This window comes from Neobacillus sp. WH10 (assembly GCF_030123405.1).
Taxonomy (GTDB): domain Bacteria; phylum Bacillota; class Bacilli; order Bacillales; family Cytobacillaceae; genus Neobacillus.
In genome coordinates this window covers 2,141,237-2,154,599 of record NZ_CP126110.1, presented here as the reverse complement: position 1 = coordinate 2,154,599, position 13,363 = coordinate 2,141,237, and the positions used below count along the sequence as shown (strand labels likewise).

Sequence of the window (13,363 nt, the reverse complement as noted above, 5' to 3'; positions counted from 1 at the left end):
TACTATTCTTAATTTCATATTACAAGGAGTTAAAGTCTTGCCGCAAGTAACAAACTTATTTCGTGACGTGTGGATGAGCCTACCTCCCCCATCTCCCGCACATGAACCCATGAGAATGTGGAAAATACGCCCCCTATCCTCAACATAAAGAAAAGACCCCTTGAGGAGTCTCTTATTAACACACTTGTTGATGCTCTTTGATTAACTTATCTAAGGTTGGTCTTGATATTCCTAGTTCCTTTGCTAGTTGAGACTTTGAAACTTCTCGGTTCATGTATCTTTGTTAATGTTCTTCAAAGTTAAGGATTGAAACTTCTTTACGACCCTTGTATTTGCCCTCGGCTTTGGCTATTGCAATTCCTTCACGCTGTCTTACAAGACATATTATCACGTTCAAAGTAATTAATAGTACTAATCATCTGATTCTAACAGTTCAACTATTTCTAACAAATCTTTGGTAGAACGGGCTAATCTTGAAAAGTCCGCTACATAGGTTGTATCTCCTTCTCTTGCAACGTCTAACATTTCCTGTAGCTTTGGTCTGACTGTATTTTTTACAGAAACCTACTCTTAATATACCTTATCTATCTTGTATTGTTCCATCGCTTCGACTTGTCTTGCTACTCCTGCTGCTCTTGCTGCTCTTGCTGCTCTTGCTGCTCTTGCTGCTCTTGCTGCTCTTGCTGCTCTTGCTGCTCTTGCTGCTCAAGTATTGTATTAAATTCCTGTTGATAAAAGCTATTAAACTCTTTTAGAATCTTCCTTGTAATAGACTTTGTATTCTCTCCTTGAGTTCCTTTATTTAGATAAACTTTATTCACTATGACTTCAAACTCTTGAGATTTTTGAGATTTTCTAAAAAAATGTGGGAAGCCAAATTCTAAAAGGCAAACACCTTTTGCAGATACATAATCAAAATTATACTCCACCTGTAATGCTCTAAGTATTAAAAAGTCATAATAAGCTTCATTTACAACATATTCTATATTATTTAATGTCTCGCCTTTTTCACCGTTAATTATTACATTCCTCACACCATCATCAAAAAGTAATCCTGTTTCTTCCATGGCTACTTTGAGAGTTTTATCTCTACCGATTTCAATATTTTTAACTGATTTATATTTCAGATTATCACCTGGAATATCGTTAGCTAGAGCTAACATAAACTTCATTCGATTTTTGTTGTTCAGTTTTCCTGAAGTGTACTTTGCTAAATCATTACTCGTCTCAACCTCATCATTTTCCTTTAATGAAGTACTTATTCTTTTTATTATCTCAGAATTTATTTCCTCTGTTTCACCTGAAGTATATTCACTTGAAAATCGTATTTCACCTGTATTTGCATCTTTAACAATATCTACTCTACCTGAAAATTTTCTGTTAATACTTGCCCAATCTAATGTTATATCTTCTCTTAGTACTTCATACTCGATGTATAAATGATTTTCATTTTCAACATTTAAAGCTTCTATCATTACAGTAGACAAAATTTACACAATATAAGTATGGTTGCTCACAGAGGACTTAGAGAAGATGTATCAGACTTTCAGATTTTTGCCAAAGTTCATTAATGGGCTAATATCAATTCCTCTCTGAATCAATGTTTTATCATCAAATGATTGAAGATAGAATTGCGTTGTAGATATTTCAGAATGCCCTAGAAGCCTTGAAAGTGTATATAGGTCTTTCCCATTCAACAAAGCATTTACAGCGTAGTAGTGCCTAAATGTGTGTGGAGAAACCCTTGCATCTTTAACATCGGCTCTCCTCCCTGCTTCTCTAATGATGTTCCATAATGCAGTGTGGGAGACCTCACCACCATTATAATTCAAGAAATAGTTATCTGCTGTTGATGCAAAATCTTTAAAGTATTTTGCTTTTTGTCTTTCATATTTAATTAAGAATTTCTTCAATGCAGGAGTGATTGGAACGTGGCGCTCTTTATTACCTTTACCCATGACTACTATATTATCTTTATCAATAATAGATTTAACCTTGAAGGTACGAATCTCTATGGCTCTAAGTCCAGTGTCGGCAAGCATGGCAATGATAGCTTTGTTACGAGCCTCTAAGTACGTCTTAGTACTAAATGAATCAATCATTGCCTTTACTTCATCATCAGTGAATCCCTTAAGCATAATTTTAGGTTGCTTCGGTCTTTCTACCTTGTTCATTGGATTATGTCCTATGTACTCTTCACCAACGCACCAGTTAAAGAAAGCATTGACTGCCTTGAATGTTGTTAGGATAGTCTGAGGCTTATTGCCCCTGTGTTGTTTTGCTCTGAAATATGCCTTTAAATCATCCACAGCAATGTCTCTTAAAAGCTTGTCCTCTGTTCCCCTTTTCTTGGTGATGAAGTTCGACAAGAATTTGTATTCCTGCCTCTTGTTCTTCATCGTTTTAGCAGTGTAACCACATGCCTGACAGTGAACTAAATACTCATCCATTGCATCAAGATACTTAATTTCTTCCATAATAAAAAGCCACCTTTTCTGTTGAATTTTTGGTTAATCCTTCATCAGAAAATGTGACTTATTGGAATAAATTTCAAAATGAGTGGGAAGGTTTAAGCATTTTTTTACGTTTTTACGAGGAAGGTTTCAGACTTAGTAGAAATCTTAACCATTCATCCTAAAAATTACGTTCTATGTAAAACACTCAAACCCTTGATACACCTAGGATAAGACAGATTTTTACTTGCCACCCTGCTTGTTCATTGCTGACATCATTTGGTTGATTTTCTTTTGCGAAGGCTTCATTCCCATTTGCATCATCATCATTTTTAACATTTGTTCATTGATTGGCGGATTTTTCTTTAAGTAGCTCATCATATATTTACGAGCAATGAAAAATCCTAGTGCTACACCAGCTGCTAATGCTAGTATACCAACTAGAATGTAATAACCCATTAAACTTCCTCCTTCATGTTGTCTACCATACAGTGTACTAAATAAAACGGGATAAGACAATATCTCGATGCAATTAGATAAATTTTCTTTCTTTAATCGGTTTTAACCAGCCGTAACACTCATGATCAAGGTCCAATGCTAGAAAGGATGATTCACATTTTCTAAGCACTTCAAAAAAAGCCGTTTCAGCTTCATAGCTGCCTTCTGCCTCAACTGTAATTAAGTCATGAAAAACTTCAAGCCTTGCTGTGCTTAGTTTTCCACTTAAGAAAATAGTATATGCGCCATGATCCGCTTTAAAGCCTTTAATTTTACCAAGCTGTTTTTGGATCAACTGATGGATCTTTAAAACCTCTACCCTTTTCGTTATATAAGAAATTTGCTTTTGCGTTATAAATTTAAGCTCGCCATCAGCTGTTTGATGTTCCTGAAAAAGCTGAAAAAATAATCGCTCTCTTCCGAAGTAATGGGCGGCAAATTCATCTTCTATTAAATATAGCTGATATTTTCTCACCACTGCTCTCTCCTTCGTTGAAACCACTTTTTACTATTATAAAAAACCATAAACAAAACATTTGTCTTACAGCGGCAAAAAATTTCACTATTTTTGTCGATTATCAGATTTCTTAACAAATCTACTATGAATTCGGTAGAATGATCGAGCATTCCTTTTTAAAGACATATTGTTCATATTTTTGTAAAAAAAATAATTTAGCCAATAATAGCGATAGTCAGATCCAATAGGCACCCGAAAAAAGTGAAAATTTTCTTATTTTATAAATGTATATTCATCCATTTTATATACTTTTTAGATAATTCATGAAATTACATCGAATCTTTGGGGGTACCTTTTCATATATTGGCTCAGTATTTCTTTTTTATAGCTAATTCTAAACCTGTTATGACTCACTTTCATCTTGTTAAATTAATTACCATATTTTTCTGATATAAACTCAAAAAAAAGAGAACGGATCTATCCGTTCTCTCTCATATTTCACTATCTTATTGTTGTAAAAGTGCTTTTACTCGTTCTACTACGTTATTAACTGTAAAGCCGTATTCTTCCATGATTTTTTCACCTGGTGCAGAAGCTCCGAACTTATCAATTGCTAATACATCGCCTTCATCACCAGTATATTTATGCCAGCCTAAGGAAGCGCCCACTTCAATTCCTAGACGTTTTTTCACATTCTTTGGAAGCACAGAATTTTTGTATTCTTGGGATTGTTGTTCAAAGCGATCCCATGAAGGCATGCTGACAACAGAAACGTGAATACCTTCTCCAACAAGGGTTTTTTGTGCTTCAACAGCAAGACTAACTTCTGAACCAGTAGCCAATAGTAATGCATCTGGAGTTTCTTTTTCTGATGGAGAAACAACATATGCTCCCTTTGAAACTCCCTCGTACGCATTTGTATCGGTTCCTTTTAATGTCGGTAAATCCTGACGAGTCAATACGAGTGCTGTTGGTTTGTTTGTTGATTCAACCGCAAGCTTCCAAGCAGCAGCTGTTTCGTTCCCGTCTGCAGGACGAATGATAGATAAACCAGGCATTGCACGTAATGCTGCAATTTGTTCGATTGGTTCATGTGTTGGACCATCTTCCCCAACAGCAATGCTGTCATGGGTAAATACATAGGTAACCGGTAATCCCATTAGAGCAGCTAAACGAATAGCTGGACGCAAGTAGTCAGAGAACACAAAGAATGTTCCGCCAAATACTTTTACACCGCCATGAAGGGCAATACCGTTCATCGCAGCGCCCATCGCAAATTCACGTACGCCGAACCAGAAGTTACGGCCTTCATAAGCTCCAGGCATATAGTCTTTTGAACCTTTAATCATCGTTTTATTTGAACCAGCAAGGTCCGCAGAACCACCGATGAAAGTTGGAAGGTTTTTCGCAATACCGTTTAACACTTCGCTTGATGAAGCACGGCTTGCAAGGCTTTTTCCTTCAGGATATACTGGAACATCTTTATCCCATCCTTCGGGAAGTTCATTCTTTAATGCTTGTTCAAGTTGAGTTGCTAGTTCAGGATACTCCTTTTTATATTGTGCAAAAAGGTCGCTCCATTCTTTTTCTTTCTTCGTACCAGTTTCAACAATTAGTTTTTGGAAGTTATCATATACTTCTTGTGGTACATGGAAGTCTTCTTCAAATGTCCATTTATAAGCTTCTTTTGTAAGCTTTAGTTCATTGGCACCTAGTGGTGAACCATGTACACCAGATGTTCCGGCACGATTAGGCGAACCATAACCAATTACTGTTCTTACTTCAATCATAGTAGGACGGTCTAAGTCACTTTTTGCTTCTTCAAGTGCTTTTAGGATTTCTTCAAGATTATTACCGTCTTCTACACGAAGGTATTGCCAGCCATATGCTTGAAAACGTTCTTTGACACTTTCAGAGAATGATTTATTTAAGTCACCGTCAAGAGAAATATCATTAGAATCGTAAAGGACAACCAAACGACCTAATTTTAAATGTCCTGCAAGTGATGCAGCCTCTGCGGATACACCTTCCATTAAATCACCATCACCACAAATGCTGTATGTAAAATGGTTCACAAGTTCATATTTATCTTTATTATAAACGCTAGCAACATGGCGTTCTGCCATTGCCATTCCAACAGCCATTGCAATCCCTTGACCAAGCGGACCAGTTGTAGCTTCAACCCCTTCAGTGTGGCCATATTCAGGGTGTCCAGGTGTTTTACTTCCCCATTGGCGGAATTGTTTTAGGTCATCCATGGTTAAATTGTAACCGGATAAATGAAGCATGCTGTAAAGCAATGCTGAGCCATGGCCAGCAGATAAAACAAACCGGTCACGGTTAAACCAATGAGGATTTTTTGGATTATGATTCATTATGCGAGTCCATAATGTATAAGCCATTGGTGCTGCACCCATTGGCATCCCAGGATGTCCAGAGTTTGCCTTCTCGATTGCATCAATGGAGAGAGTCCGTATCGAAGTAACAGATAAATCATCAATAGTATTAAACATGAATTACATCCTTTCTTATGCACAATTACTAAATACATCATTAATATTATATTGCTGATGCTATTTATTCAACTAATAGCTTAAAAAGTAAGAAGCAAAAGTCATTTTGTTTCTTATTTTGACACAGATTTGATTTATATATGTAAAAATGTAATAAAAAGAAAAACTCGCCAATTGGCGAGCAGCCCCTTTGGCGAAGACAGAATCCTCAATATAAGTTCAGAATTAATGAAATTCTGTTTTACCCAAAATGTAATCTTTACATTTTAATGAAGTGAATTTTTCTTCCTTGCTTTTAGTTTTTCAGGTGTTACATCATTACCTTCAGGATCTATAAACTTTGTATTTGTTAATGTATCAAGCATATTAGAGCGGAAAGTTGCCAAATACTCACTTCTTAATTTAGATTGCTCTTTTGCTTCTAAATCTGTTAAACCTGACGATTTTGCTTTTCTTGCCAGTTCATTAATTCGAGCCATTTTTTCTTTTGATAGCATTTAAGAACCTTCCCTTCAAACTATTTAAGCCATCTGATTTTACTAAAAAAAAGACCTTCTGACAAGGCAAAAGGTCTACTCTTCTTGAGATTCGATATATTCTTGGTATCTTCTATGTACGGTTGCTTTAGAAATATTATAACCAAATCCTCTAAGAGTAGCGGCTATATCCGCAAAGGTTAAGTTGTTTTTTCTCAATCTTATAATTTGCTCTATCGGTACTTCAATTTTATCTCTCCCCGAGGACTCCCCCAGGTTTTTTAAATTTCTTTCCGGTTTATATCCTTGCTGAACCGCTCGTTTCATGCCTCGTTTAATTTTCACATTATGAAGCTTCCGTTGATATTCTTCCACCATGCTCACGATTTTTAACACCATTGAATCCGATTCTGACAGCTCCAATTCACCATTATGGGAAATACTATAAAGTTTAACATCTTCTTTAAATATACAATGCAGAAGGGCAATTTTCGCGTTACCTCTTCCAAGCCGCGTTTCGTCCTGGATCAACAAAGCCTGTACCTGTTGATCTTTTATTCTTTCTAATACCTGTAGTATTCCTTCTCTTTCAAAATCGTATCCGCTCGCTTGTTCTTTTATTATAGAATCAATTTCAAATTGATAGTGCTTCGCAAGCTGAATAAGTTCTTCTTCCTGACGATTTAATGAAGTTTCCTGGGTTTCTTTATTCGTGCTGACTCGGCAATATATAATTGCTTTCATAGAAAAGCTTCCTTTCTATTCTCCTGGGGCGCTAGCTAATTCTGTTGTTAGTGAAGAATCTATTCTATTAATCGGAATGATGATTTCTTCACCCGGAAAAATTTGATCATTGATGTTTTCATTATGCTTCTTTACCCAACTTACAAACTCCTCGTTTGAAAAAGAATGCAGTTTGGCATATTGGTTAGAAATTCCCCAGAGTGTATCACCCTCAGAAATAGTTACTTTGACAAATTGATCCTGTTCATTGGTATGATGTTGAAATGAGAATATGAAAGCAAATAAACAGCTTAAAATGATAAGTGTAATAGCATACGAGTATTGGTTCCATAATTTTTTCATTTTTCCGCACCTCTTATAGGAATGTGTGTTCTCTTTTGATGGTTTGATTATAATACGAACACTCGTTTGTTGTCAACTACTATTTCGAACTTATGTTTGTATGAAATAGAAGAACATGCTATAATAAAGACAACAATAACCAGGTGAGGTGCATTTTATCATGGTAAAAATATCAAAACGGCAGCAGGATATCCTGGATTTCATTAAAAATGAAGTTAGGAGTAAAGGTTATCCTCCTTCGGTCAGGGAAATAGGGGAAGCAGTCGGACTTGCATCCAGCTCAACTGTTCACGGACATTTAGCGAGGTTGGAAAGTAAAGGTCTTATCCGTCGAGATCCTACCAAACCAAGAGCAATAGAAATATTAGAAGTGGATGAAGCAGCACATATTCCAAGAAACAAAGTTGTAAATGTCCCAGTTGTTGGGAAAGTTACGGCAGGTATACCAATTACGGCAATCGAAAATGTGGAAGAATATTTTCCGCTTCCAGAAAGTCTTGCACCCGCTGATGAACAGGTATTTATGTTAGAAATTATGGGTGAAAGTATGATAGAAGCCGGGATTCTTGACGGGGACTATGTTATTGTTAAACAGCAGCAAACCGCCAATAACGGTGATATCGTTGTTGCGATGACAGAGGAAGACGAAGCAACATGTAAGAGATTTTTTAAGGAAAAGGACTATATCCGCCTGCAGCCCGAGAACTCTACCATGGATCCTATCATTTTAAGGAATGTTTCGATTCTAGGAAAAGTCATTGGCGTATATCGACATATTCATTAAAGTGGAAAAAGCTGGCACCATTGCCCAGCTTTTTTTTGTATTTTTATTGGGAAAATTTATAAATAGTGTCATACTTTGTATTAAAGTTTGGAAAATTCAGTATTTTTACTCATGCTTATATTGTTTATTTTTTTATATAATAATACTACACCATGATTTTACCTTAGGTCCAAAAAAAATCATAGGCTTAAGGAGTGTGAGAAACAGTGTTAACGGACATTATTTTCTCTTTAGTGATTGGTGGGTCGGTTGGGATCATTGGACATGTTCGAAAGCACGGAAAAATGGTTATGCCTCGTAAAACGAAAAGGTTCCTTTATCTCGGTTTTCTAGAAGAATTGCTTCTAGGTGCAATTGCTGCTCTTCTCCTCGTTCTGTATACAGCTCCAAATTCATTTGTAGAGATTACTGTTTTTTCTATTATTGCCGGAATCAGTGGTGATGTGGTCCTTTATAGATTCAAATTATTGAATCAAAACAGTGAAGAAAAGTAAACAAAAAACCCAGTATTGGATTTTTTCCAAACTGGGTTTTTTGTTTCATCTGCTAAATATTAATACATGCTCATATATTGGTCACGTTCCCACTGATGAACGACTGTACGGAACATATCCCATTCAATCTCTTTTGCCTCAACAAAGTGTTCGAAGATGTGCTCGCCAAGACCGGAGACAATCACTTCATCTGACTTTAATTGCTCTAATGCTTGAGCTAATGTTGCAGGAAGATCAATGATTCCCTCTTCAATTCTTTCTTCCTTGCTCATGACATAAATGTTACGGTCAACTGGTGCAGGAGGAGTTATTTTATTTTTGATTCCTTCTAAGCCTGCTTTTAGAAGCACTGCCATTGCTAAGTATGGATTTGCTGCAGGATCCACGCTCCGTACCTCTACACGTGTGCTTAAACCGCGTGATGCAGGAATACGAATTAATGGTGAACGGTTTTGAGCAGACCAGGCCACATAACATGGTGCTTCATAACCAGGTACTAGCCGCTTATATGAGTTAACAGTTGGATTGGTTACTGCTGTAAAGTTTGGTGCGTGTTTTAGAATTCCAGCGATGAAATGGCGGGCATTGTCACTCATCTGTAAGTCACCAGTAGGCTCGAAGAAGGCATTTTCTCCATTTGTAAACAATGAAAGATTCATATGCATTCCAGATCCATTAACACCGAATAATGGTTTTGGCATGAAAGTAGCATGCAAGCCATGTTTACGAGCAATGGTTTTCACTACAAGTTTGAAGGTTTGAATTTGATCACACGCCGTTAAAGCGTCAGCATATTTGAAGTCGATTTCATGCTGTCCTGGTGCTACCTCATGGTGAGAAGCTTCGATTTCAAAACCCATTTCTTCTAACTCCAGTACGATATCACGGCGGCAGTTTTCACCAAGATCAGTTGGTGCAAAATCAAAGTATCCACCTTGGTCATTTAACTCTAATGTCGGCTGTCCTTTTTCATCCAATTTAAACAAGAAGAATTCTGGCTCTGGTCCGAGATTGAAATCTGTGAAGCCGAGTTCATTCATTTCCTTTAGAACACGCTTTAAGTTATTACGCGGATCACCGCCAAAAGGAGTGCCGTCAGAATTGTGAATATCACAAATGAGGCGGGCTACTTTACCCTTTTCCGCTGTCCACGGAAAGACAACCCATGTGTCTAAATCTGGATACAAATACATATCAGACTCTTCAATCCGAACAAAACCTTCGATGGAAGAACCATCAAACATCATTTTGTTATCTAGCGCTTTCTCTAATTGGCTGATTGGAATCTCTACGTTTTTAATGGTTCCAAGAATATCCGTAAATTGCAGGCGAATAAATTTTACGTTTTCTTCTGATGCAAGCCTTTTAATGTCTTCTCTTGAATACTTTTTCATTATAAAACCCTCCAATTTTGAAAAAACTTCATTTGTTAATGGAAAAAACGTGATATATCGCCCTGTCTTAGGGATGACCGATTTAATCTGCCTGAATGCAATAATTCGTTACGCAGAAGCTTTCTAAGCTCATCATCAGACAGATCGCGTTTTGCTTTTTCCGTTTGTTGTTCTAACACATTTGATTGCTGTTCTTTTACTAAAAATAATTGCTTGATCCCTGCCATGTTGACACCTTGATCAATTAGATCCTTAATTTCTAACAGTCTATCAATATCATTTAAACTAAATAGTCGCCTGTTCCCCTCGGTTCTTGCTGGAGAAATCAATTGGTGTTCTTCATAATAGCGGATTTGCCTGGCAGTTAGTTCTGTTAGCTGCATGACGGTTCCGATGGGAAACAGTGGCATGGATCGGCGAATTTCTTTTCCACTCACCAAATTTCTCCTCCTTTTTATTAAATCATATTGCCATTATATTCGGTGTTAGATAATATGTCAATTACATGTTAGGTTTTCTAACATGGTTTTTAAAAATAAAAATGGACAACCTATCAAAGCTGTCCATTTAGTGTTTTTGCCTATTACAGTTCAACTAATCCTTTTTCCGCCAAATGATCTATAGCAAGACAAACTGCCATTTTTACATGTGCATAGGTTAAGCCGCCTTGAACATACGCAACATAGGGCGATCTGATAGGGCCATCTGCAGTTAGTTCAATGCTTGCACCTTGGATAAAGGTTCCTGCTGCCATTATGACGTCGTCTTCATATCCTGGCATATAACTTGGGTGCGGTGTTACGTAGGAATTAACCGGTGAAGCAAATTGGATTGCCTGACAAAAAGCAACCATTTTATCCCGGTCATTAAACTGCACCGATTGAATTAAATCCGTTCTCTTAGCATCCCATTTTGGCGAAGAATTCATTCCTATTTTCTCCAACATAGCTGCAGTAAATACTGCACCTTTTAACGCCTGACCAACCACATGCGGTGCAAGGAAGAAACCTTGATACATTTCCTGCAGACTATAAAGGGAAGCCCCGGCTTCAGCACCGATCCCTGGTGATGTCATACGGTAAGAACATGCCTCCACCCATTGTTTTTTACCGACGATATAGCCGCCAGTCTTAGCAATTCCGCCGCCAGGGTTTTTAATCAGAGATCCCGCCATTAAGTCCGCACCAACATGACAAGGCTCCAGTTCTTCAACAAATTCCCCATAACAGTTATCAACAAACACGATTACATCTTGTTTGATTTCTTTGACAAACTTAATCATCTCGCCTATTTCCTCAACCGTGAATGATGGCCTTGTGGCGTACCCTTTAGAGCGCTGAATCCCAATCAATTTCGTATTCGCTTTTATTTTCTGAGAAACGGCATCCCAATTTATTCCGCCTTTATCAGTAAGTTCCACATGATCATAGGAAATTCCGAATTCCTTTAATGAGCCTATCCCGTTACCGCGGATTCCCACGATTTCTTCAAGTGTATCGTATGGTTTGCCAGTAATATAAAGAAGTTCATCTCCTGGACGGAGAACACCAAATAAAGCAATTGATATGGCATGCGTACCGGAAATTATTTGCGGCCGAACAAGTCCTGCTTCCGCTCCAAAGACATCTGCATAGACTAATTCAAGTGTATCACGGCCAATATCATCATATCCATAACCTGTTGACGGAATAAAATGAGAATCACTCACCCGTTTGTTTTGAAAACTTCTTAATACCCGAAATTGATTGACTTCAATTCTCTCATCTATTTCTTTATGTATTGCAGAGACTTGTTTTTCAACCTCTCTTACAATCGGCCGGAGTTTTTCCCCATTTTTTAATTGTTGGAACATGCTGTTACTCCTATCTATATTTTATATTTCTGTAATTGACCTGTTATTTGATGATCTTGCAGCGAATACCCTTTGCATCGATACAATTGACCTTCTTCTTCAAAGGTAAGCTCCCTTAAAATTGTTTCATTTTTTAATTGCGAAAGGAGTTTTCCTTCCGTCGAAGGTACTTGGACTTCGTAAGGATTCATCATTTTTATGATTACCTGTTCCATTTTCTCCTTCAATGTATGACGATCTTTTTCATCAAATGCGCTAATAAAAGCAGTCGGTGTATCAGCAGTTGGAACGAAATCAGGATGCTGAATATCTTTTTTATTATAAACGGTTAACTGTGGAATATCTTTTATTTCTAAATCATCAAGCAGTCTTTTTACCGTTTTCTCGTGATGAAAATAATCCGAATTCGACATATCAACCACATGAAGAAGCAGATCCGCTTCCTTTACTTCCTCAAGCGTTGAGCGAAATGCAGCTATTAGTGCCGTTGGGAGGTCTTGAATAAAACCAACTGTATCGGTAATTAAAGATAAAAATCCACTTGGTAAAATTAATTTACGTGTCATCGGGTCAAGTGTTGCAAACAATTGATTTTCCTCGTAGGATTCCGCTTCAGATAATCGATTAAAAAGAGTTGATTTCCCGGCATTGGTGTAGCCGACAATTGCAACCTGAAAGGCTTTGTTTTTCTTTCTTCTTTCCCGATATCGATCACGGTGCTGTACGATGACCGATAGCTGTGTTTTTATATCATCGATTCTGCGGCGGATGTGCCGGCGATCCGATTCTAACTTTGTTTCCCCAGGCCCTCTTGTTCCAATCCCTGCACCAAGACGAGATAATGCAGTGCCTTGGCCAGCTAAGCGAGGTAAAATGTATTGTAGCTGTGCAAGTTCCACTTGAAGTTTACCTTCTTTGGACCGGGCCCTTTGTGCAAAAATATCTAAAATAAGTTGGGTACGGTCAATAATCCGAGCATTCACCTCGGAAGCAAGATTTCTCTTTTGACTCGGAGAGAGTTCATCATTAAAAATAACAATATCTGCTTCAAGTTCCTCAACAAGCGTATTTAGTTCTTCCACTTTCCCTTTCCCTATATAGGTTGCTGAATGAACTCGATCCCGTTTTTGGACAACTGAAATCAATACTTCGCCTTGAGCGGTTTCAGTTAATGAGGCTAACTCTTCCATTGAATAATGAAAACGTAAATCATCATTCTCGTTAGTTTGACAGCCAACAAGGATTGCTCTCTCTTTCGTTTCCTTTTGTTCCACTAGGCATCCTTCCTTCTCTAAAAGCTCTACCACTCATCATAACAAAAAACGACTGCTTTCTCTAATTTCCCCATACCTTTTA

The 13,363-nt window shown here is 37.5% G+C and carries 16 protein-coding genes; 2 read left to right on the top strand and 14 right to left on the bottom strand.

Going from position 1 to position 13,363, the window contains the following annotated elements; translation table 11 throughout:
- Positions 1 to 175: 175 nt before the first annotated feature.
- The 10 genes from QNH20_RS10210 to yneA all read right to left on the bottom strand — a co-directional run bounded on the left by QNH20_RS10210 (position 176) and on the right by yneA (position 7,483).
- Entirely contained in the window at positions 176 to 274 is a 99-nt protein-coding gene (locus tag QNH20_RS10210; RefSeq protein ID WP_283922776.1) for a helix-turn-helix domain-containing protein, read from the bottom strand.
- A gap of 137 nt (positions 275 to 411) precedes the next feature.
- On the bottom strand, positions 412 to 525 hold the full coding sequence (locus QNH20_RS10205) for a recombinase family protein (protein ID WP_283922775.1): 114 nt from the start codon (positions 523 to 525) through the stop codon (positions 412 to 414).
- 95 nt (positions 526 to 620) lie between these two features.
- Entirely contained in the window at positions 621 to 1,487 is an 867-nt protein-coding gene (locus QNH20_RS10200; protein WP_283922774.1) for a hypothetical protein, read from the bottom strand.
- Positions 1,488 to 1,538: 51 nt separating this feature from the next.
- Entirely contained in the window at positions 1,539 to 2,477 is a 939-nt protein-coding gene (locus QNH20_RS10195) for a tyrosine-type recombinase/integrase (protein WP_283922773.1), read from the bottom strand.
- 219 nt (positions 2,478 to 2,696) lie between these two features.
- Positions 2,697 to 2,912, bottom strand: a complete 216-nt coding sequence (locus QNH20_RS10190; protein ID WP_283922772.1) for a YneF family protein — start codon at positions 2,910 to 2,912, stop codon at positions 2,697 to 2,699.
- A gap of 73 nt (positions 2,913 to 2,985) precedes the next feature.
- Complete coding sequence (gene sirA / locus QNH20_RS10185; RefSeq protein ID WP_283922771.1) at positions 2,986 to 3,426, bottom strand: sporulation inhibitor of replication protein SirA; 441 nt, start codon at positions 3,424 to 3,426, stop codon at positions 2,986 to 2,988.
- A 488-nt stretch (positions 3,427 to 3,914) separates the two neighbouring features.
- Entirely contained in the window at positions 3,915 to 5,921 is a 2,007-nt protein-coding gene (tkt, locus tag QNH20_RS10180) for a transketolase (protein ID WP_283922770.1), read from the bottom strand.
- A gap of 266 nt (positions 5,922 to 6,187) precedes the next feature.
- On the bottom strand, positions 6,188 to 6,418 hold the full coding sequence (locus tag QNH20_RS10175) for a DUF896 domain-containing protein (RefSeq protein ID WP_283922769.1): 231 nt from the start codon (positions 6,416 to 6,418) through the stop codon (positions 6,188 to 6,190).
- Between the two features lie 75 nt (positions 6,419 to 6,493).
- Positions 6,494 to 7,141, bottom strand: a complete 648-nt coding sequence (locus tag QNH20_RS10170; protein ID WP_283922768.1) for a YneB family resolvase-like protein — start codon at positions 7,139 to 7,141, stop codon at positions 6,494 to 6,496.
- Positions 7,142 to 7,156: 15 nt separating this feature from the next.
- Positions 7,157 to 7,483 (bottom strand): cell division suppressor protein YneA, encoded by a 327-nt coding sequence (gene yneA / locus QNH20_RS10165; protein ID WP_283922767.1) that lies wholly within the window; start codon positions 7,481 to 7,483, stop codon positions 7,157 to 7,159.
- 160 nt (positions 7,484 to 7,643) lie between these two features.
- Between yneA and lexA the strand changes: the two genes are divergently transcribed.
- Together lexA and QNH20_RS10155 are read left to right on the top strand one after the other, a co-directional pair.
- Entirely contained in the window at positions 7,644 to 8,267 is a 624-nt protein-coding gene (gene lexA, locus QNH20_RS10160) for a transcriptional repressor LexA (protein ID WP_283922766.1), read from the top strand.
- A gap of 206 nt (positions 8,268 to 8,473) precedes the next feature.
- Positions 8,474 to 8,761 (top strand): DUF4257 domain-containing protein, encoded by a 288-nt coding sequence (locus QNH20_RS10155; RefSeq protein WP_283922765.1) that lies wholly within the window; start codon positions 8,474 to 8,476, stop codon positions 8,759 to 8,761.
- Between the two features lie 59 nt (positions 8,762 to 8,820).
- On the opposite strand, the gene glnA is transcribed toward QNH20_RS10155, so the two are convergent.
- The 4 genes from glnA to hflX all read right to left on the bottom strand — a co-directional run bounded on the left by glnA (position 8,821) and on the right by hflX (position 13,281).
- Entirely contained in the window at positions 8,821 to 10,155 is a 1,335-nt protein-coding gene (gene glnA / locus QNH20_RS10150; RefSeq protein WP_283922764.1) for a type I glutamate--ammonia ligase, read from the bottom strand.
- Positions 10,156 to 10,190: 35 nt separating this feature from the next.
- Positions 10,191 to 10,592 (bottom strand): MerR family transcriptional regulator, encoded by a 402-nt coding sequence (locus QNH20_RS10145; protein WP_283922763.1) that lies wholly within the window; start codon positions 10,590 to 10,592, stop codon positions 10,191 to 10,193.
- A gap of 146 nt (positions 10,593 to 10,738) precedes the next feature.
- The gene (locus tag QNH20_RS10140) at positions 10,739 to 12,007 is read right to left on the bottom strand and encodes a methionine gamma-lyase family protein (protein ID WP_283922762.1); all 1,269 of its coding nucleotides are present in this window, start codon (positions 12,005 to 12,007) and stop codon (positions 10,739 to 10,741) included.
- Between the two features lie 14 nt (positions 12,008 to 12,021).
- Positions 12,022 to 13,281 (bottom strand): GTPase HflX, encoded by a 1,260-nt coding sequence (hflX, locus tag QNH20_RS10135; protein WP_283922761.1) that lies wholly within the window; start codon positions 13,279 to 13,281, stop codon positions 12,022 to 12,024.
- Positions 13,282 to 13,363: the final 82 nt, after the last annotated feature.

What these genes read in the sequence shown, in the direction of transcription:
- QNH20_RS10170 (WP_283922768.1), bottom strand. Translation starts at nt 7,141, where the DNA reads ATGAAAGCAATTATATATTGCCGAGTCAGCACGAATAAAGAAACCCAG.
- glnA (WP_283922764.1), bottom strand. Translation starts at nt 10,155, where the DNA reads ATGAAAAAGTATTCAAGAGAAGACATTAAAAGGCTTGCATCAGAAGAA.
- QNH20_RS10140 (WP_283922762.1), bottom strand. Translation starts at nt 12,007, where the DNA reads ATGTTCCAACAATTAAAAAATGGGGAAAAACTCCGGCCGATTGTAAGA.
- lexA (WP_283922766.1), top strand. Translation starts at nt 7,644, where the DNA reads ATGGTAAAAATATCAAAACGGCAGCAGGATATCCTGGATTTCATTAAA.
- QNH20_RS10195 (WP_283922773.1), bottom strand. Translation starts at nt 2,477, where the DNA reads ATGGAAGAAATTAAGTATCTTGATGCAATGGATGAGTATTTAGTTCAC.
- QNH20_RS10175 (WP_283922769.1), bottom strand. Translation starts at nt 6,418, where the DNA reads ATGCTATCAAAAGAAAAAATGGCTCGAATTAATGAACTGGCAAGAAAA.
- QNH20_RS10190 (WP_283922772.1), bottom strand. Translation starts at nt 2,912, where the DNA reads ATGGGTTATTACATTCTAGTTGGTATACTAGCATTAGCAGCTGGTGTA.
- QNH20_RS10205 (WP_283922775.1), bottom strand. Translation starts at nt 525, where the DNA reads ATGTTAGACGTTGCAAGAGAAGGAGATACAACCTATGTAGCGGACTTT.
- QNH20_RS10210 (WP_283922776.1), bottom strand. Translation starts at nt 274, where the DNA reads ATGAACCGAGAAGTTTCAAAGTCTCAACTAGCAAAGGAACTAGGAATA.
- yneA (WP_283922767.1), bottom strand. Translation starts at nt 7,483, where the DNA reads ATGAAAAAATTATGGAACCAATACTCGTATGCTATTACACTTATCATT.
- tkt (WP_283922770.1), bottom strand. Translation starts at nt 5,921, where the DNA reads ATGTTTAATACTATTGATGATTTATCTGTTACTTCGATACGGACTCTC.